The organism is Peribacillus sp. NJ4 (genome assembly GCF_030348345.1).
GTDB lineage: Bacteria > Bacillota > Bacilli > Bacillales > DSM-1321 > Peribacillus.
Genome location: NZ_JAUCFQ010000001.1, coordinates 3,966,669 through 3,985,106, shown reverse-complemented (window position 1 = coordinate 3,985,106; position 18,438 = coordinate 3,966,669). Strand labels below are relative to the sequence as shown.

The window sequence follows — 18,438 nt, the reverse complement described above, 5'->3', positions numbered from 1 at the left end:
ATCAATTCAGCTGAAATTTTAACAGATTGCGAGGATGCATACATGAAAGAAAAAATGACAGAACATAGCATACGCTTATTTGAAAAGAAGGGCTTTAGTGAAACGTCGATTTCTGATATCGTCGAATCGGTCGGGGTGACGAAGGGAACGTTTTATTATTACTTTACGAGCAAAGAGCAGTTGCTTATGGATATTCATCTAGCTTATATAGACGAGTTGCTTAGTGAGCAGGAAATAATCATTTCGGATCCTGGGAAAAGCTGTAAGGATAAGCTTTTCGATATGGTATATATGCTCTTAAAAAGCATTAAAACCAAAAAATCCAGCGCCACGGTCTTTTTCCGTGAAATGAAAAATTTAAGTGACGAAAAACTTGCACAAGTCCTTCCTAAGAGGGATGATTTCCGTAATAAAATCGAGCAAGTGCTGATAGAAGGCATCGAGAGCGGAGAACTACGTTCCAATCTCGATGCATCCATCATCTCTTTTGCTATTTTGGGTGTGACCAATTGGAGCTATCATTGGTTTGACCCAGAAGGTGAAAAAAACGAACAGGAAGTGGCAGCCATTTTTATGGGGATGATTCTGCATGGAATTGAAGCGTGACTAGGTTACATACTAACCAGTTAGTAGAGGGGAGATGGATGGCATGACCAACAAGCAAATTCAATCAATAACCGTAATCGGGGCTGGGCAGATGGGGCATCAAATTGCGATGCTTGCTGCACTTGGAGGTTACGAAACGATTCTTCAGGATGTTCAGGAAAAAGCGTTGAATGCAGCCAAAGAAAAATTGGACGTCATTTTGACTAAATGGGTCCAAAAAGGAAAATTGTCTGAAGATCGAAAATTGGCGGCATTTAGCCGTCTTCAATATACTACCGATTTGGAGAAAGCGGCCAGTGGAGCTGATTTGATCATTGAAGCGGTTGTTGAAAAACTTGATGTGAAGCAGGAAGTTTTCGCTAAACTGGAGCAATTGGCACCAACAGAGACCATTTTTGCAACGAATAGTTCAACGATTGTCAATAGCCTGCTGTCAGGTGTGACGAATCGTCCGGATAAGTTCATTAATATGCATTTCTTTTTCCCGCCTCTAATAATGGATTGTGTTGAAGTTGTAATGAGTAATGAAACTTCTGAAGAAACCGCTAAGCTTGCGATGGAAGTCACAGAGAAAATGAATAGGACAGGAGTTTTGTTGAGGAAAGAAATATCGGGATTTGTAGCCAATCGAATTTTGGGAGCGTTGCAGCGTGAGGCCCTATATTTGTATGAAGAAGGAATTGTGGATTATAAGGATATCGATTTAATTTGCCGGAAAGCGTTAGGCCATCCCATCGGTCCATTTGAACTGATGGATTTATCAGGTATTGATGTAGGATATTTTGTCATGCAGCAACGATACAATGAAACTGGAAATCCAGAAGACAAGCCAAATGCTTGTATAGAAGAAAAGGTGAACAAAGGACATTTAGGAAGGAAAACAGGAAAAGGTTGGTATGATTATCCAAATCAAGGAGTGAAGAATCGATGACACAGTTAATTAGAGTGGAAAAAGAAAATAATCTTGCGATCATAACCATTGATAATCCTCCATTAAACGTGATCAGCAAACAGGTATTCAAAGAATTGGGAGAAATATTCACTGAACTTTCAAGGGATTCTGAAACTGTAGCAGTGCTCTTAACGGGTGCAGGCAATATCGCATTTGCGGCTGGTGCTGATATAAAAGAATTCCCTAACATGATGGGAAACCCGAATATGAAAGAATTGGTAAGGGAAAGTCACGCCGTCTTAACTAAAATAGACAAGTTCCCTAAACCTACGATTGCTGTATTAAATGGCCTGACTTTAGGCGGCGGATGCGAATTGGCTCTGTCCTGTGATATGCGTGTCGCTGAAACACAGGTGCAAATTGGGCTGCCGGAAGTGAAATTAGGCTTATTTCCTGGAGCTGGCGGTACACAGCGTTTGTCCAGACTTGTAGGGAACGCAAAAGCAAAGGAGATTATATTCACCGGTGATCCGCTCGATGCCAAAGAAGCGGAAAAAATCGGGCTTGTCAATAAAGTCGTCGAGCAAGGCTGCGGTTTATCGGAAGCGAAAATCTTGGCTTCAAGAATGACGAGGCACTCTCTACAAGCACTTTCAAGAATCAAGAAGGCGATTAATGAAGGAAGTGAGGCAACGCTTGAACAAGGACTAGAGCTAGAAACGAATCTTTTTGAAGAAATCTTCCAAACTGAAGATGTTAAAGAAGGGGTTTCCGCTTTTCTGGATAAGCGTAAACCTGCTTTTGTACATCGTTAAACAAGGAGGGGTATTATGCATGAATTTGAAGTCAACGTCCGTTTTTCCGAAACGGATGCTTTGGGCCACATCAATAACACAAGCTATTTCATTTACCTCGAAGAAACCCGCATGAAATTTTTTGAAGCCTTGGGACTAGCGATGAAAGTCGAATCGTGGAATTTTTTGTTAGCCTCCACAAAATGCGACTTTATTGCTCAGGGATATTTCAATCAACTCTTGACCATTCGTTCATCCTTGACGAAGGTGGGGACGAAAAGCTGTGAAATGGTCCATGATATTCTCTGTTCACAAACTGGTGAAGTCATTGCCAAGGGGAGTGCAGTTTTAGTCTGTTTCAATTTTTTGAATCAAAATAGTGAACCAATTCCTGAAATGATTAAAGAAAAGCTCATCTCACATCTTGTTCATAATTAGAATGATAAAAGTCTAAAGGAGTGGAAGAACATGGTTGACGATACGATTCCTGTTCGGCCCGGAGAGGAACTGAATGTTCATTCATTAGAAGGCTTTCTAAGAAAAAATGTATTGGACCTTCCAAATGAACCGTTAGAATTGCAACAATTTTCCACAGGTTATTCCAATTTGACTTATCAGCTGAAAATGGGGGAGTGGGAGGCAGTCCTCAGAAGGCCGCCGCTTGGTCCTGTCGCTCCAAAGGCACATGATATGAAGCGTGAACATCATATTCTGGCCTCAATCAACCCATATTTTCAAGCCGCTCCCGAGCCAATTCTATTCTCGGATGATGAGTCTATTGCTGGGGCCCCTTTTTTCCTAATGGAAAGGAAACATGGAATTGTAATAGACAATGAGTTTCCCAAAGGAATCGAGCCTACTCCTGAAAAGTGCCGACAGCTTTCTTATGTCATGGTCGATCGGCTTGCTGACCTACACTCGATCCCTCATGAGAAAACGGGATTAGTGGAAATCTCCAAACCGGAGGGATTCATTGAAAGACAAGTAAACGGTTGGATTTCCCGCTATGAGAGAGCAAAGACAGATGAAATAAAAGAAGTTCGGCCGCTTATCGAATATTTGCAACAGAATATCCCGAAACATAGCCAGACTTCAATTATCCATTATGACTATAAGATCAATAATGCCATGTTTAACCATGACCTTACAGAGATGGTCGGTTTATTTGATTGGGAAATGTCCACCGTTGGTGATCCGTTAGCCGATCTAGGAGTTGCTTTAAGCTATTGGACGGAAAGCGGTGACCCGGAACCTATCAAAATCGGTGTTGGTCAAGCGTCCGTCACGACTTTAACTGGTTTCCTGACAAGAAGGGAATTTATCGAGACGTATGCAGCAAGAAGCGGCAGGGATGTTTCCAACGTCGATTTTTATTTAACCTTTGGTTACTTTAAGTTAGCTGTCATCCTTCAGCAAATCTATTACCGATATAAAAAAGGCCAGACTAATGACCCCCGTTTTTCCAATCTCGGAAAAACGGTTAAAAGCTTAATCAGCCATGCAGCAAATGTAGCTGCGAAGGAAGTTTAAGAATATGGAGTATGTACAAAACATTCATTTGTTATTAAAAAAAGAAGAGATAGATGGGGAAAAGCTTCAAGAAGGGGAAAAAGTTGCAGTCATCCTGGATGTGTTATTAGCGACCACAACGATTATTTCAGCACTTCATGATGGAGCACGCCAGGTGATTCCTGTCATGGATCCAATTGATGCCTTAGTGAAAAGCCAGGAATTGGGCCATGGGGATATTCTAGTGGCAGGTGAACTTAAAGCAAAGCCGGTTGAAGATTTGATGTACCCAAGTCCGACGCTATTGAGTAAGTTGGTACACGGAAAAACACTAATACTGTCTACGACTAACGGAACGGTAGCGTTGGGAAATTCTGCCGCTGCCAAAAAGGTTTACATCGCTTCATTGCTGAATAATCCGTCTGTTGCGGAAAAAATAAAAAAACATCATAAAACAGAAACGATCGTCATCGTTTGTTCGGGAAACTCAGGTGAATTCAGTCTGGAAGACTTTTACGGTGCAGGCCATTTGATAGATTGCCTGATTGCTGGATCACAAGGTACATTCATGCTCAACGATGCAGCAAAGGCTGCAATTGCGCTTTATCGCACGAATAGCGAAAATGCCCTTGATATCTTGCAATCATCATATGTCGGACAGCTGTTTGACAAACACAGCTTGATCGCCGATTTGGAATTGGCGGCCCAAAAAGGTTCGATAGATCTTGTTCCGGAGTTGGTGGATGGAAGAATCGAGGCGGAATTGAAAAGGCAGGAAACGTAGTATCAAAATCCAGAAATGAGGTGAAGGGAATGAGGTTTTCACAGTCAATAGCGGTGGTGACAGGTGCAGGTTCTGGTATTGGGAAAGCTACAGCGATGCGCTTATCGGACGAAGGGGCAAAAGTGTTGTTGGTAGGGCGGACGAAAGGAAAGCTGGAGGAAGCGGCAGCTGAAATCAATGCCAGGCACACGATTCCCATGGCCGATATTTTCCCTGCGGATGTAACCGTCGAGGAAGATGTAAAAGAGTTGTCCATGTATGTAAAGGAACAATATCGTGACCTTCACATCCTAATCAATAACGCAGGTGGATCAAAGTCCTCGAAGCTTTTGGATACATCTGCAGCTGATTGGGATATGATTCAACATGTCAATTTGAAAAGTGTCTATCTAGTTTCCAAGTACTTAGGGAAAGTGATGGAAGAAGGAGCGAACAGTGGAAATGAAGGTTCCATCAACAGGGCAATCGTGAATGTCGCTTCACTGTCAGGACATCAGGCAGGGGCATTCATCCCGCATTACAGCTCTGCTAAGGCAGGGGTCATCAGTTTAACGAAATCATTGGCACTGGAACTCGCTGCAGTCGGCATTCGGGTCAATTCCGTATCTCCGGGGTTTATTGAAACGCCATTAACGGAGGATGGATTGCAAAATGAAAAATTCGTAAAGTCCATTCAGAGGAACACGGCACTGGAAAGAGTGGGGAAAGCGGAGGAAATCAGTAATGTCATTACCTTTGCTGCTTCTCCGGAGGCTTCCTATATGACAGGGACAGATATATTGGTGGATGGCGGCTGGTTGATCAAATAGAAAAAGGGGATGGGAAAATGTTAAAAGAACACTTGTTGACAGAAGTTATCGATAATGTATTGATCCTGACTTTGAATCGTCCTGAAAGCCTGAATGCATTTAGTCCTGATATGATTGCAAATTTAACGAAAACGATTAAGGATGTTAAACAAACGCCACATATAAGGGCTGTCATCATCAAAGGGGCGGGTCGGTCATTCACTGCAGGAGGAGACGTTAAGTCGATGGGGAAGGCATCTGCAGGTCAATTGTATGATCATGTTGGCAGAATGAACGAATGCATTTTGGCACTCGATGCTTCTGAGGTTCCAGTTATCGCTGCCGTTCATGGATTTGCGGCAGGGGCCGGTTTCAATTTGGCACTCGCTTGTGATTTGATAGTGGCTTCCGATGATAGTCAATTTGCCATGAGTTTTTCACAGGTAGGCCTGATTTCAGATGGAGGGGGTTCGTATTTTTTACCAAAGTTAGTAGGCCCCCACCTTGCAAAGCAGCTCTTCTTTTCAGCAGAGCCGATTTCTGCGGAACGCTTATACCAGTTAGGTGTAATTAATTATTTATATCCACTCAATCAACTTGAAGAAGAAACATTGAAACTAGCGGAAAAGCTTTCAAATGGTCCAACAAAAGCATATGGAATGATGAAAAAACTCGTTAGCCATTCATTTACAGCTACATTGGATGAAATACTCGAACAGGAGCGAATCACGCAAACCTTGATGGCTTCCACAGAAGATCATCTAGAGGGGGTGGCAGCATTCAAAGAGAAAAGAAAACCGGGATTTACGGGGAATTAATAAGGGGGGACAATGATGAGAGCTATTCAATTTGAAAAATACGGCGGACCGGAAGTACTGAAAATGACTGAAATGGAAAGGCCCGTGCCAACTGGGCATGAAGTTCTGATTGAAATCGATTGTGTCGGCGTCAATTATGCGGATACAGCCAGGAGGGAAGGACAATATGTAGTACCTACGCCGCTTCCGTTCATTCCAGGTGCGGAAGTGGCGGGTGTAGTGGTGGAAGTTGGTGGAAAGGTGACTAAAATCAAACCTGGTACAAGGGTCGTGAGTTTAATTGAATCGGGTGGGTATTCAGAATATGCCCTATCTGGTGAATTCTCCGCCATTCCGCTTCCTGATGCCATTCAGTTCCATGAAGCTGTTGCCTTACCCCTTCAAGGCCTGAGCGCCTATCATATTCTAAAGACAATGGGGCGCATGCAACAGGGGGATACGGTATTGGTCCATGCTGCTGCAGGGGGAGTGGGTACGATTGCAGTCCAGTTGGCCAAAATCTTCGGGGCTGGAAAAGTTATTGCAACTGCCAGCACATTGGAAAAGTTGGAGCTAGCTAAAGAGATGGGGGCAGATGAACTTATCGATTATACCAAAGAAGGATGGGAACTGAAAGTCCGTGAAGCCACGGGAGGAAAAGGAGTCGATGTGGCGCTGGAAATGGCTGGAGGGGATATTTTCAAGAAAACATTGAAATGTTTGGCACCATTTGGCCGTCTTGTCGTTTTTGGTAATGCCAGCCGAGAGCCTTATACGATGAACCCACAGCAATTAATGAGGCGCAATCAATCCGTCGTAGGTTTTTTCCTGCCACAGATCATGAAACACCCAGATTTGCTGTTGCCTAGCATTGAAGACCTTTTTTCTTACGTGGCGTCAGGGGAGCTTAAGCTAACTATCGGCGGCATATATCCGATTGAAAAGGCTGCAGAGGTCCATGAAGAAATGAACGCACGTCAAACGAAAGGCAAGTTGATTTTGCAGGTTAAATAATAGTAAGGGGTGTATACCTAAGCGATACACCCCTTGGCTAATAAGGGGATTTCACTTCCTTAAGAACCACTCAATCCGTTTCAACGCTAACATCTTTATCAGGATGCATAAAGAGAGGTTGCGGCGCTCTTTTAGCCTCTAACAGTTCACGGTTTTCGGTTGAATTCCAGCCTATATCATTGGTGGGGTGTATCCATTCGTCTCCAGCCATGATTTCCGGGTCGGTATCTTCGCTCCAATTTTCGAGTGGTGAGTTTTCAGATGCATATTTACTGTCTCCGATGACGACTCCGTAATCATTGACGAATGGAGCTTGTGGTTTTATGCCGGTTCCTTTAAAGCTTGGTGCATTAATTTGGTGGGGTTGTGTATCGTCGACAATTGGTGAATCCAATTTCTTCTTCATATAGTATCTCCCTTTTCGTTTTACGGTTATTTTTCTCGTCTGTCCCTATATTATCCCTGAATAATTTTCGGCTGTTTTACCCCATTCTAAAAATGTAAACTATATTAAAAGGGGTGGATGAAAATGAAAAGGAAAGCCAATGTCGATGGTGCTGTCAAAGCAAGCAAAACGCCAAAAAGGAACCAAGCTGAAAATGAGTTTTCCAATGAGTTCGCATTAGAGGAAAACCCAATGAAAGGTGCTAACCGCAATTCGAAGCAAGGCAGAAAAGGAAGAAGTTAATGGATAATGAAAAACGGAACTCACAGGAAAAGATAGGGGAACATGTACGGACTGAATTTGGAATCGAATTCAGTGGCGATATGAACGCGACCAAAATTTATGAAATATTGGCAAAAGAAAATAAAAAACGTGATAATAAATAAAAAAATAAAAAAGGACGGGCCCATTACTGGGGTCCGTCCTTATCTTTAAAAAATGATGCTTCCGGATTTTGAGAGTGGGAAGACGGTTGAGCCCTTACCACTCGGATCAAAATAGGCAAGCATGATCGATGGTTTCTCGATGATTGTCCCCTCCGATAAATACGTTTCCAAATCAAAGGGAAGTGCCTCGAGCAAGGTGTGTTTGTGTATTTCTTTTTCATTAAGTGCCAAAGCGGTGAAAGTGGATCCAAGCTGATCCGGCTTATTCAGGATATCTTCATAAATCTCTTTCCGGCCATGTTTATCAAGTGAAGCTTCCCACCAAGGTTTACGTGGTTTGTATTTTTGATTCAAGAAATAATCCAATTTCATGAGTCCGATTATGTTTTTCAGTTCAGCAGATTCGCGGGAAGCCAAAAACTGCTGTAAACGTCTGAATAAGTCTTCAAGCTGATGTCCGATTCGTGACCAGCCTTGTTGATCCCAATAGGTACCGAAATCTTGAAAGAAGTCGAATGGTGATTGAAATACCGTTTTGACCAGATATTCCGTGGTATGATCCATTCTATGATCGTTCCAATATTTTTCAAGGACATCTTCAACTTGTTTAATGCGGACAATATCATCGAAGGATAATACATTATTTCCTAGGATTTCGTAGGGAGCATGATCACTATATATATATTGGTGTTCATCGGCACGTATCCTTAAGCCTGTACCACGGAGCATCTTTAAGAAGCCAAGCTGCATCTCTTCGGGTCTGAGCTCGAAGACATCATTGAAGGTCTTTCTAAAGGAATGGTAATCTTCTTCAGGCAAACCGGCAATCAGGTCTAAATGCTGATCAATTTTCTGCCCTTCTTTAACCATTGTGACGGTCCGCGTCAGTTTTTCGAAATTTTGCCTTCTCATAACCAGATCATTCGTATGGTCATTCGTTGATTGTACCCCGATTTCAAAGCGGAACAATCCTGCAGGCGCATTATCGTTCAAGAACTGGATAACTTCCGGACGCATGATGTCCGCAGTGATTTCAAACTGGAATACCACACTGGGCAGATGTTCATCAATTAGGAATTGAAACATTTCCATGGCATAGCTTCGGCTGATATTGAAGGTTCGGTCAACGAACTTAATGGTCTTTGCACCATTAGCCATAAGGTATCTGATATCTTCTTTAATCTTTTCACGATCAAAATACCTGACACCCACTTCAATCGATGAGAGACAAAATTGGCAGCTGAATGGGCACCCTCGGCTAGTTTCGATATAGGTGACACGTTTAGATAGATTACTACGGTCTTCCTCCAAACGGTATGGTGTAGGCAGCGATTTCAAATCAACCTTGCCGTTCTGAGGCTGGATGATTTTTTTTCCGTCCTGTCGATACGCAATGCCGCCGACCTTTTTATAGTCGTTCGCACCTTCAATTTCAGATAATAGAGCCTTAAAGGTGACTTCACCTTCTCCAATTACGATAAAATCAGCCCCGGGGATCTGATCAAGCCATTCACCAACATCATATGTGACTTCAGGTCCGCCGAGAATGATAACCAATTCTGGATTGATCTTCTTCAGCATGGCTACAACTTTCATTGTTTCCTCGATGTTCCAAATATAACAGCTGAATCCTATGACATCAGGTTTTTTGGAATAAAGGTCACCAACGATGTTCATGATTGGATCTTTGATCGTATATTCTGCCAGCTGTACATCATAATCTGGCTGGGCATAAGCCTTTAAATAGCGAATGGATAGCGATGTATGGATATATTTTGCGTTAAGAGTACTGATAATTATATTCATGTTAAAGGGCGTAAAAGAAACGCCTGGCTCCTTTCGTGTACATGTCTTTTTAAGCCAACAAGCACCAACTAGTAATTTTACCATAGCGTGCTGCATTTGAAAAATGAGTTATTGGTAAGAAGGGAAATCTTTTCAGCTTGAGAAATGAAATGGAATTGTTTTTAAAAAACGGATAAAGCAGAAAATGCTTTATCCGTTTTCTTTCAAAATGCTTGTTTTATATACTCTTTTGTTTTAGACATGAAACGTTTTGGTTTGGTCGCCTTCAACTCGATGATCGGCTGGGCCATTGTAGCGATCATTTCGCTTGACAATAACACGGTGATCAAGAAAGAGAGGCCGGCGAGCATGATAAAGCTCTCTTTGTTGCTGAAGTAGTCTTGTATGGTGCTTTCCCTGAAGAAACGGATGAAGAATCCGTGCAACAGATACACATATAGGGTTTGTTTACCCCAATTCGTAAAGAAATATTGTCCGCGCGGGATGAATGAAAGGAAGCTGAACACTGAAATTATGCTCAATCCATAAAATCCGAGGCGTTTAAACATGGATATGATTGTCGCGTCTTCAAGCTCGGCATATGGTTTCGAACCGAGCAGCCATTTATAATTGATATCTGTATTTAAATAAAACCCGATAAAAATCACTATCATGACACTAAGTGAAGCAAAACGAACCTTGGGTGTGAATAGCTTTTTTAAATGGTCCTTGCTTAAATGGTACCCGATTAAAAACATCGGGAAAAAAACGAATGTCCTCGAGAGACTAAGGTAATTGGAGATATGGTCAATATACCCAATCAATAATGCGATTAAAATGGATAAACCTATGCCTATTGATGGCTTTAGCTTTGAAAAACCAAGTAGCATTATGTTCCAACAGAACAAACTGATCAAGAACCAAAGCGACCATTGGGGATCAAGCAAATCTACAGTGATTGCAGAGCGTTCATATAAGAAATAATAGTAAACGGTATATATCAATTGGAAAATGAGGTAAGGTAAAATCAGTTTTTTTGTAATTTTTGCTAAATATCCTTTTTGATAAAAGCCTTTTGCAAAGAACCCTGAAACAAGGATAAAGGCAGGCATGTGAAAGGAATAAATGGTTTTATATATAGCGTAAATCGTTTCACTGTCATGTATATACGTATTCAGCAAATGTCCAAAGACGACAAAAGCCATTAGAATGAACTTGGCGTTATCGAAGAAAAAATCACGTTGTTTCATAGTTGCCTCCATTTAATGAATTTTTAAGGTAGCTAGAAAGCATTGTTATTCCTTATACCCTAATTACGTAGTATTAAATCAATATTTATTAAATTTAGTATAATAGCCTTAAATTAAGCTTAACGCGAAGTTTTAAATGATTCAACATACTATAATTTGACATATAGGATAATTTTGGATTTAGATGATTGCATCGATTTTCGAAATTACCGAGGAAAATCAAGATGGGTGTCGAATAAAAAGATTGGTAAGGATGGGTTTTGATAAGGGGTGTCAATATGAATATCGACTACGAGAATGAAACGGAATATAAACAGGAAATTTTAAAATTGAATAAGCAGATCGAAGGGTTTTTGAACATTTTCAATTCAATGTCAGAGCCTTTTATTAGGGTTGATGAGGAACTAAGGCTCACATATGTCAATGATGCGGCATGTGCCCTGCTGGAAACATCTAAAGATCAGCTGGCGTCCATGAAGATAACTGATTTTCTCGAGGTCATCCCTATAAATAATCAGGATGAGTCCGGTTCCCCCAAAAAACCGATTGACAGTGAAAGGCAGATGATCCAGCTTCATACCGGAGCCCTTAAACAAATAGAGTTTATGAGTATGGGGGCTCCTTCCGAAGGACAGCAATTTTATCGTTTGGCGGATGTGACATTGGAGGTTTCTTCGTCCCGGGAAACAATAATGTCAAGGCAGATGTTTTTGGACATTTTTGATACGGCCATAGAAAGCATCATACTATTCGACAGTTCAGGAATAATCATGGAAGTGAACCATGCCTTTATTCATATCATGGGCATCCCGAAAAAAGAGATTGTTGGAATGAATATGAGGGACCTCATTTCACCAGATTATAAGGCATATTGGGACGAGAGCATACAAAGGGCCTTTGTTGAGTCGAACTTCAAAGGTGAGGTAGAGATAATGATCGGGGATGAACTCCATCATTTTACTTTTTCCATAAGTTCAACAGTAGGAAATGAATTATACATGTCGGTACTTCGAAGAATTACAGAATCAAATTTAATAGAAAAGAAGTTAGAGACGAGCGAACGGATTTTTGCGGAATTATTCGACCAGTCCATGGATGCGATCATATTCTGGAATGATGACGGAATCATTTTTCGTGTCAATCAATCAGCATGTAAAATTTTTGAATCCAGCAGAAAGGAATTGATAGGCAGCTATATCTGGAAATACGTGTACAGCAACAACCATCATTTTGGGCAGATGATGGAAACGTTTGAAAGGGACACCCAAGTGAGGGGGGAACTTATTTATAAAATGCCGAATCACCAAATAAAATTACTTGAATTGACTGCCAAAAAACATGAAGGTGATGGGTATAACGTAACAATCTTTCGAAATGTCAGTGAGCGCTGGCTTATTGAGAAGGAATTAAGGGATAGTGAGAAGAAATTCAGGAAGATTTTTGAGGGAACATTAGACGGCTTGATATTATGGAACAATGAAGGGTTCACCGATATTAATGAAGCGGGTCAGAAGATATTGGAAATATCGAAGCGCAAACTGCTATCTTTATCTGTTAAGGAATTCATCGAGAAAATCCCTGAAAATGCTCCTGCCTTAAACGGGCATATTGAAAATGTTTACAAGCATGAGGTCTACTCATCCATCATTCCAATAACATTCGAAGATGGAAGAGTTAAGCATATTGAATTTTTAACCAGGAAAAATTTATATTCGAACCTGAATCTGAGTATTTTCCGTGATGTGAGTAAAAATCTCGAAATGCAGGAACAGATCCGAAAATCGGATACTTTGAATGTCGTTGGCGAACTGGCGGCAGGGATTGCTCACGAAATCAGGAATCCAATGACTGCATTAAAAGGGTTTATCCAGTTGCTTGAGGATGGCGTCAAGGGGGAATTTTCCACATATTTTCATGTGATTACATCTGAAATTAAGCGAATCGAAACAATTATCACGGAATTTTTGGTACTGGCAAAGCCACAGGCACTTAAAATTTTCAAACAGGATGTTCATACCATTTTGAGGGAGACACTGGAATTACTGGCCGCTCAGGCCCTGCTGGAAAATATTCAATTCGAGACAGACTTCGAAGAAGATGAGTTTAAGGTTTTATGTGAAGCGAACCAGTTAAAGCAAGTGTTCATCAACATCATCAAAAATGCATTGGAAGTCATGCCGGATGGCGGATCTGTTCATATTAAAACAATCCGATTTTCAGAGAAATATGTTTGTATTTCAATTACCGATCAAGGCATGGGGATCTCAACGGAAATGCTGAAAAAATTAGGTGAACCTTTTTATACGACGAAGGACAAGGGAACCGGACTGGGGCTTATGGTCAGCTATAAAATCATTGAAGAGCACAATGGCTATATAGAAGTGGAAAGCGAAGTGGATAAAGGGACGAGCTTTCATATTTATTTGCCATTCGAGTAATGAAGATAAGTGGAGGGAATATTCTAGACTCTCGCTCAGCAATCAGAAAGCATGCAAAATTCTTTTAGTAAATGGGGGGATCCTTATTCAATGGATTCCTTTTTTTTGCTTCCATTTTATATCATTTTCATCTTGGAATCACAATTGACGTTGTACTATCGAAAAAATATTGCGCTAATTAAAGGGATATTCCATCTTTTTATCCATTGATAAATTTGTCCTTGTTTGCTAATGTGGTAAACTACTAAAGTGTTTTGAGCGGAAACTAACAATGGAAATAAAATTGAAGACCTTTCGAATCGAATGTTCGGAGCTGGCTTTTTCATATCAAATCATTAAGAGGATTATGGTTCGGAATTTCCGTCATATCCTGTCTGCTGGTGGGTCAGGCTTTATCGCAATTTAAGAAGTTTTGTCTTTTTTTGCGAATCTATTTACATATAAGGCATATTTTGTAATACTTCTTTTTATGATGTAACTTTAAAAGGGCAGGAGTAGTGAATGTAGTTATGAATTCTAAGTGTGCAACGGAAATTTGTTCTGAGATTCGAATGAAGCGTTGGGAAATGATGGAGTTGGCAAAAATGTATGGAATAGGTCATGAGTATACCCTTCGCCAAAGCGAGCAACTTGATAAACTTATAAATGAGTATTTGATCCTTCAACATCATTCTTCAGTGGAAGTGAGAAATAAGCGGGAAGAAATGGTTGTTATTGTACAGAAGCCCTTTAATGATGATTTTACATTTTAAATGGATCTGAATGCATGCATCACTTCTTAAATTAGCGGTAGGGGAGATAAGCACCTTTTGGGTTATTGAACAGGTAGGAAATGAACTTTACAAACATTTCATGAAAACAATTCAAGAAAGATCATATACAAAAGACGATCATTATCTTTTGAATAACTATTGCTTTGAGGTATACATCGAGGGGAGGTCACCAGAAGGTGTCCTTCATGCATGGGGAACGTCAATGTCAAGCGGATTTGTTTAGAAGCAGGAATTTAACTGAATGTATTACACTGATTAATAAAAAGTAAGGGCTGACTCACTTAATGGAGCCAGCCATGGTCAGGTCTGGATTACAAAATTTCCAATAATATTACCATGAACAAAAGACCGACAATGAATGAATAGGTTGAGGTGCGTTCATTACCATCCCCATGGCTTTCAGGAATCAATTCCTTATAAACGATGAAAAGCATGGCTCCCGCAGCGAAAGCTAAGCCGTATGGAACCAGGAACCCAATGTAAGAGGTTAAATAATAACCCAATAAGCCCGTAATTATTTCGATGGTACCGGTCAAGGTTGCTATCAGGAACGCTGTGAATTTACCGATTTTTTGATTAATTAAAAACAAGGCGACAAGTAACCCTTCCGGGGCATTTTGCAGGCCGATGGCAAAAGCGATCAAGTTACCTGTATCAGCTGTATCCGAGGCGTAACTGACACCTACAGAAAGACCCTCAGGGATATTATGGAGCGTAATGGCAGTGATGATCAGCAAAGCCTTTTCATCGAACTGAATACCACTTTTCGTATGGCTGAGATCGATATGCGGAATGTTTTTTTCCATGATCGTTAATGTCATTACCCCGAGAAAAACCCCAATGACAAGCTGAGTATACCCTCCGGTGGCTAAAGACTCCGGAATCAAGCTCAATAACGAAGCAGCCATCATGATACCAGCGGTAAATGCCAGCAGCGTGTCTCTGAAACGATGTGTGATTGAACCTTGAATGAACAAGATTGGTAACGCACCGAACCCTGTAGACATAGCAGATAGGATGCTGCCTAATAAAACTCCACTCATATATTTCTCCTTTGTATGGTACTTATCATTACTTATTTGTAAACCTTTGGGCGAAACAATAATTTATTGTATTTAGATGATAAAAAATAGGTTCCAGGAAAAAACCATTTTGAAGTCATGCATGTCTTCTGCGAATCATTCTTGTGCATACCATTTTTTCAATGTTAGATCAGTCGGCAGCAATATGCTGATGATCCCAAGCAATGGCAGGAATCCCACTATCTTAATCATGGATTCGATTCCGATTATATCTGCGATGGCACCCAATGAAACGGATCCAATGGCACCCATTCCAAAGGCTAAGCCTACAGTCAAGCCGGCCATTGTTCCGACTTTTCCCGGGACCAATTCCTGTGCGTATATTACAGTGACAGAAAAACTGCTCATTATAATGAATCCCGCCATCAATAATAAGATAAAAGCGGCTGTAGGAGGTACGAATGGTAAAAGTCCGGTTATTGGCATGCTTGCAGCGAAAGAAAAGAAAATTACATTTTTACGACCGAATCTATCCGCAAGCGGGCCACCGAAAAACGTACCTACAGCTCCAGCGGCTAAAAAGGCAAATAGGAAAATCTGAGCGGATTTTATCGTGAATGAATGCTGCTCGATCAAATAAAAACTATAAAAGTTCGTCATGCAAGATACATACCAGGAACGGGCAAAAATAATGAATAAAATTAATACCAAGGCTTTGGCCACTTTATGGGACCGTTCTTTATTGATTACTTTTGCAGCAAGCTTTATAGGCTGGAAGTGAACTAATTTTTGAGAATACCACTTGGCAATATACAGCAATAGGATAACGGCCGTTAAGGCAACCAAGGCAAACCAGAGTGCGCCTTTTTGACCGAAAGGAACAAGTACGATGGCTGTGATGAGTGGGGCAAGGGCTTGCCCGCTATTCCCGCCAACCTGATAAATTGATTGCGCCAGGCCTCTCTTAGGGCCGCCTGCCATGTAGGCAACCCTAGAACCTTCCGGATGGAAAATGGCTGACCCAAAGCCCATCAAGATGACTGCACCAAGGATAACAGTATAGTTTGGGGCAATTGCAAGTATGATGACGCCTATTAAAGTACTGGTCAATCCAATGGGCAATGCATAGGGAAGGGGCTTTTTATCTGTATAGAACCCAACTGCCGGCTGCAGAAGGGATGAGACGATATTCAGGCAGAATGCAATCATCCCCAGCTGTGTATACGTTAGCGACATTGATTTCTCCAGGATTGGGAACATGGCCGGAACTACGGCCTGAAGTGAATCATTCATTAAATGGCAGATGCCTATGATGATCATGATTTTCAGAGTCATATCTTGTTTTTGCGGGTTTGTTTTAATGGCAGCGATACTTCCCATATGTATATTTCCTTCTTCCTGATTAAGAATTTTATCTATTCCATAAATAGATTCATTAAGCATGTCCCGTATGCATGACACCCTTATAAAATAATCGGAATCGTTCTCTAGTCTTCATTTTTAAAAATTAAACCCTTCAATGGTTGGTCTTTTATTAAAGGTAAGCTGATTGTAACGGTTGTACCGTTTAGAGGTTTACTTGAAAACTCGATGGTTCCGTTAAAAGATTCAATTATTCGTTTACACACGAATAGCCCTAATCCGGTTCCTTCCTTTTTCGATGTATAAAAGGGATCGAAGACTTTACCGATATCTTTTTCATTCAGTCCATGACCGTTGTCGATAATTATGATTTTAGCCCATTCATTTTCATGATGAATCCGAATCCTTAACTTTTCCCCAACTTCCATTGCCTCGAAACCGTTTTTGGCAATGTTGAGAATGACTTGTTTGAGTTGGTCCTTTGTACAATGAACCATGATCGGTTCCTTTACGATGTTCCATTCCACTTCTATATTGAAGTGACGTGCTTCTGATTCTATTATTGGTCTCAATTCAGCAATGATACTGCGAATATCATATAAGGATAAAGTCTGGGCCATGGGTTTCCCTAAAATCAAAAATTCGCTCACTATACTATTGATCCGTTCAATTTCCTTCATGATGACAGAGTAATAAAACTGATCTTGTTCTTCTGGATGTTTTTCAACCAGTAATTGTACCAGCCCCTTTATGCCGGTAAGTGGATTTTTTATTTCATGTGCCGTACTGGCAGCCAATGTGCCGACAAAATCTATTTTTTGCCTATCGTTTAATAACTTTTGGTTTTTGGTATTCCTGCGAACGATCAGTTCCTCCATGACGCTATAGATCATGTGAGTAAAAAGGAAGGTGAAAAAGACAAGTATTAAAAAGAAATTCATGTTATTTGTATTAATCCTGTCGGGCATCTTGACCGAAAGAGTCCAATCCACTTCGGTTAAAGGAGCATCCACCCATGTTGAATGTCCAGTGAATTCTTCGGTATTTATATCTAGAATTCGGGTTTTATCGCTTGTTTCCAAGATAAAGGCATGACCAGGGCTGAGTTTTTTTAATGTTTTTTCCATATCATCGAGCCTAATATGTGCCAATAAAAACCCTTGCGCCTTTTTATCATGATCCAGGATGGGAGCAAAAATGGAATATAATCGAAATCAGGTTTATATGGATCCTTTGTTCCTATAACAACAGCTTTTTGAGTTTTTACTGCAAGCTCAATATCATCCTGTTCAATTAAAGAGTAATGATGGAAATATTTATTCGTCCCTGAGATGGAAACGCCATCCTGATTTAGCCAATATACTCCGGCATACCTGGAATCTGTATCTTTGATCCATTTCATAAGAAGTTCGGTTTTTTTATCATCCATATAAAGAACCGAACTGCTAAGGCTAAGCATCTCAAGGATTTCCTTCGTTTCACTTATAACTTGATCTATGTATTCTTGATAAACGGTTCCCGCCCATTCAGCTTGTTCCTGTCTTTCTTTTTGAATGGAACGTTCTAAATGTGTCCAATAAATGATTGACAAAATAATTAATGGTAAAATAACAATAAGTAGATATGCGGTGAATTTATGCCTTGTTTTCATGTTTGTCACTACTTTAGCTTTTATTTCAAGTATATCAAAATGAGTGATTAAACAATAGTGCATACTAAACAGGGCAGATTGACAAAAAAGTCATAATGTCATATAATAACTTTTAATTCAAGATATTTTAATTAAAAACTTT

The 18,438-nt window shown here is 40.6% G+C and carries 20 protein-coding genes; 13 read left to right on the top strand and 7 right to left on the bottom strand.

The window, feature by feature from the left end:
* Nucleotides 1-42: 42 nt before the first annotated feature.
* The 9 genes from QUF94_RS19815 to QUF94_RS19775 are packed head-to-tail and all read left to right on the top strand — an operon-like array spanning nt 43 to nt 7,184.
* Nucleotides 43-606 (top strand): TetR/AcrR family transcriptional regulator, encoded by a 564-nt coding sequence (locus QUF94_RS19815; RefSeq protein ID WP_289317338.1) that lies wholly within the window; start codon nt 43-45, stop codon nt 604-606.
* A 43-nt stretch (nt 607-649) separates the two neighbouring features.
* Nucleotides 650-1,537 carry a 3-hydroxyacyl-CoA dehydrogenase family protein gene (locus QUF94_RS19810; protein ID WP_289317337.1) on the top strand — a complete coding sequence of 296 codons (888 nt, stop codon included), beginning with the start codon at nt 650-652 and terminating at the stop codon, nt 1,535-1,537.
* Nucleotides 1,534-2,313, top strand: a complete 780-nt coding sequence (locus QUF94_RS19805; RefSeq protein WP_289317336.1) for an enoyl-CoA hydratase/isomerase family protein — start codon at nt 1,534-1,536, stop codon at nt 2,311-2,313. Before QUF94_RS19810 ends, QUF94_RS19805 begins: the two co-directional genes overlap by 4 nt.
* A gap of 15 nt (nt 2,314-2,328) precedes the next feature.
* Nucleotides 2,329-2,730 (top strand): acyl-CoA thioesterase, encoded by a 402-nt coding sequence (locus tag QUF94_RS19800; protein WP_289317335.1) that lies wholly within the window; start codon nt 2,329-2,331, stop codon nt 2,728-2,730.
* Nucleotides 2,731-2,760: 30 nt separating this feature from the next.
* On the top strand, nt 2,761-3,822 hold the full coding sequence (locus QUF94_RS19795; RefSeq protein ID WP_289317334.1) for a phosphotransferase family protein: 1,062 nt from the start codon (nt 2,761-2,763) through the stop codon (nt 3,820-3,822).
* A gap of 4 nt (nt 3,823-3,826) precedes the next feature.
* The gene (locus tag QUF94_RS19790) at nt 3,827-4,585 is read left to right on the top strand and encodes a 2-phosphosulfolactate phosphatase (protein ID WP_289317333.1); all 759 of its coding nucleotides are present in this window, start codon (nt 3,827-3,829) and stop codon (nt 4,583-4,585) included.
* Nucleotides 4,586-4,614: 29 nt separating this feature from the next.
* Entirely contained in the window at nt 4,615-5,394 is a 780-nt protein-coding gene (locus tag QUF94_RS19785) for an SDR family NAD(P)-dependent oxidoreductase (protein ID WP_289317332.1), read from the top strand.
* Between the two features lie 17 nt (nt 5,395-5,411).
* Nucleotides 5,412-6,191, top strand: a complete 780-nt coding sequence (locus QUF94_RS19780) for an enoyl-CoA hydratase/isomerase family protein (protein WP_289317331.1) — start codon at nt 5,412-5,414, stop codon at nt 6,189-6,191.
* A 15-nt stretch (nt 6,192-6,206) separates the two neighbouring features.
* Nucleotides 6,207-7,184: a quinone oxidoreductase family protein gene (locus QUF94_RS19775; protein ID WP_289317330.1), complete on the top strand. Its 978-nt coding sequence runs from the start codon at nt 6,207-6,209 to the stop codon at nt 7,182-7,184.
* 70 nt (nt 7,185-7,254) lie between these two features.
* Here the strand turns inward: QUF94_RS19775 and QUF94_RS19770 are convergent, their stop codons facing one another.
* Nucleotides 7,255-7,590: a DUF3905 domain-containing protein gene (locus QUF94_RS19770; RefSeq protein ID WP_289317329.1), complete on the bottom strand. Its 336-nt coding sequence runs from the start codon at nt 7,588-7,590 to the stop codon at nt 7,255-7,257.
* A gap of 123 nt (nt 7,591-7,713) precedes the next feature.
* Between QUF94_RS19770 and QUF94_RS19765 the strand changes: the two genes are divergently transcribed.
* Nucleotides 7,714-7,872: a hypothetical protein gene (locus tag QUF94_RS19765; protein ID WP_185148035.1), complete on the top strand. Its 159-nt coding sequence runs from the start codon at nt 7,714-7,716 to the stop codon at nt 7,870-7,872.
* Complete coding sequence (locus tag QUF94_RS19760) at nt 7,872-8,015, top strand: hypothetical protein (protein ID WP_289317328.1); 144 nt, start codon at nt 7,872-7,874, stop codon at nt 8,013-8,015. The genes QUF94_RS19765 and QUF94_RS19760 overlap by 1 nt, the downstream gene beginning before the upstream one ends.
* Before the next feature lie 45 nt (nt 8,016-8,060).
* Here QUF94_RS19760 and QUF94_RS19755 read toward each other — a convergent pair whose 3' ends face one another.
* Together QUF94_RS19755 and QUF94_RS19750 are read right to left on the bottom strand one after the other, a co-directional pair.
* Nucleotides 8,061-9,821 (bottom strand): B12-binding domain-containing radical SAM protein, encoded by a 1,761-nt coding sequence (locus QUF94_RS19755; RefSeq protein WP_289317327.1) that lies wholly within the window; start codon nt 9,819-9,821, stop codon nt 8,061-8,063.
* Between the two features lie 203 nt (nt 9,822-10,024).
* On the bottom strand, nt 10,025-11,050 hold the full coding sequence (locus QUF94_RS19750; protein WP_289317326.1) for an acyltransferase family protein: 1,026 nt from the start codon (nt 11,048-11,050) through the stop codon (nt 10,025-10,027).
* Between the two features lie 278 nt (nt 11,051-11,328).
* Here QUF94_RS19750 and QUF94_RS19745 point away from each other — a divergent pair, with 278 nt between their 5' ends.
* A complete protein-coding gene (locus QUF94_RS19745; RefSeq protein WP_289317325.1) occupies nt 11,329-13,488 on the top strand; it encodes a PAS domain-containing sensor histidine kinase in 2,160 nt (719 codons plus the stop codon).
* Nucleotides 13,489-13,997: 509 nt separating this feature from the next.
* Nucleotides 13,998-14,240 carry an aspartyl-phosphate phosphatase Spo0E family protein gene (locus QUF94_RS19740; RefSeq protein ID WP_289317324.1) on the top strand — a complete coding sequence of 81 codons (243 nt, stop codon included), beginning with the start codon at nt 13,998-14,000 and terminating at the stop codon, nt 14,238-14,240.
* A 332-nt stretch (nt 14,241-14,572) separates the two neighbouring features.
* On the opposite strand, the gene QUF94_RS19735 is transcribed toward QUF94_RS19740, so the two are convergent.
* The 4 genes from QUF94_RS19735 to QUF94_RS19720 form a co-directional block, all read right to left on the bottom strand.
* On the bottom strand, nt 14,573-15,304 hold the full coding sequence (locus QUF94_RS19735) for a ZIP family metal transporter (RefSeq protein WP_289317323.1): 732 nt from the start codon (nt 15,302-15,304) through the stop codon (nt 14,573-14,575).
* Between the two features lie 135 nt (nt 15,305-15,439).
* Entirely contained in the window at nt 15,440-16,663 is a 1,224-nt protein-coding gene (locus QUF94_RS19730; RefSeq protein ID WP_289318445.1) for an MFS transporter, read from the bottom strand.
* A gap of 107 nt (nt 16,664-16,770) precedes the next feature.
* Nucleotides 16,771-17,772: an ATP-binding protein gene (locus tag QUF94_RS19725; protein WP_289317322.1), complete on the bottom strand. Its 1,002-nt coding sequence runs from the start codon at nt 17,770-17,772 to the stop codon at nt 16,771-16,773.
* Nucleotides 17,757-18,236, bottom strand: a complete 480-nt coding sequence (locus tag QUF94_RS19720; RefSeq protein ID WP_289317321.1) for a cache domain-containing protein — start codon at nt 18,234-18,236, stop codon at nt 17,757-17,759. Before QUF94_RS19720 ends, QUF94_RS19725 begins: the two co-directional genes overlap by 16 nt.
* Nucleotides 18,237-18,438: the final 202 nt, after the last annotated feature.

Bases quoted from the DNA above. Each gene is read 5' to 3' on its own strand.
- QUF94_RS19740 (WP_289317324.1), top strand. From the start codon at position 13,998: ATGAATTCTAAGTGTGCAACGGAAATTTGTTCTGAGATTCGAATGAAG.
- QUF94_RS19765 (WP_185148035.1), top strand. From the start codon at position 7,714: ATGAAAAGGAAAGCCAATGTCGATGGTGCTGTCAAAGCAAGCAAAACG.
- QUF94_RS19790 (WP_289317333.1), top strand. From the start codon at position 3,827: ATGGAGTATGTACAAAACATTCATTTGTTATTAAAAAAAGAAGAGATA.
- QUF94_RS19760 (WP_289317328.1), top strand. From the start codon at position 7,872: ATGGATAATGAAAAACGGAACTCACAGGAAAAGATAGGGGAACATGTA.
- QUF94_RS19785 (WP_289317332.1), top strand. From the start codon at position 4,615: ATGAGGTTTTCACAGTCAATAGCGGTGGTGACAGGTGCAGGTTCTGGT.
- QUF94_RS19780 (WP_289317331.1), top strand. From the start codon at position 5,412: ATGTTAAAAGAACACTTGTTGACAGAAGTTATCGATAATGTATTGATC.
- QUF94_RS19795 (WP_289317334.1), top strand. From the start codon at position 2,761: ATGGTTGACGATACGATTCCTGTTCGGCCCGGAGAGGAACTGAATGTT.
- QUF94_RS19775 (WP_289317330.1), top strand. From the start codon at position 6,207: ATGAGAGCTATTCAATTTGAAAAATACGGCGGACCGGAAGTACTGAAA.
- QUF94_RS19805 (WP_289317336.1), top strand. From the start codon at position 1,534: ATGACACAGTTAATTAGAGTGGAAAAAGAAAATAATCTTGCGATCATA.
- QUF94_RS19815 (WP_289317338.1), top strand. From the start codon at position 43: ATGAAAGAAAAAATGACAGAACATAGCATACGCTTATTTGAAAAGAAG.
- QUF94_RS19800 (WP_289317335.1), top strand. From the start codon at position 2,329: ATGCATGAATTTGAAGTCAACGTCCGTTTTTCCGAAACGGATGCTTTG.
- QUF94_RS19735 (WP_289317323.1), bottom strand. From the start codon at position 15,304: ATGAGTGGAGTTTTATTAGGCAGCATCCTATCTGCTATGTCTACAGGG.
- QUF94_RS19755 (WP_289317327.1), bottom strand. From the start codon at position 9,821: ATGAATATAATTATCAGTACTCTTAACGCAAAATATATCCATACATCG.
- QUF94_RS19730 (WP_289318445.1), bottom strand. From the start codon at position 16,663: ATGGGAAGTATCGCTGCCATTAAAACAAACCCGCAAAAACAAGATATG.
- QUF94_RS19745 (WP_289317325.1), top strand. From the start codon at position 11,329: ATGAATATCGACTACGAGAATGAAACGGAATATAAACAGGAAATTTTA.
- QUF94_RS19750 (WP_289317326.1), bottom strand. From the start codon at position 11,050: ATGAAACAACGTGATTTTTTCTTCGATAACGCCAAGTTCATTCTAATG.
- QUF94_RS19770 (WP_289317329.1), bottom strand. From the start codon at position 7,590: ATGAAGAAGAAATTGGATTCACCAATTGTCGACGATACACAACCCCAC.
- QUF94_RS19810 (WP_289317337.1), top strand. From the start codon at position 650: ATGACCAACAAGCAAATTCAATCAATAACCGTAATCGGGGCTGGGCAG.
- QUF94_RS19725 (WP_289317322.1), bottom strand. From the start codon at position 17,772: ATGGAAAAAACATTAAAAAAACTCAGCCCTGGTCATGCCTTTATCTTG.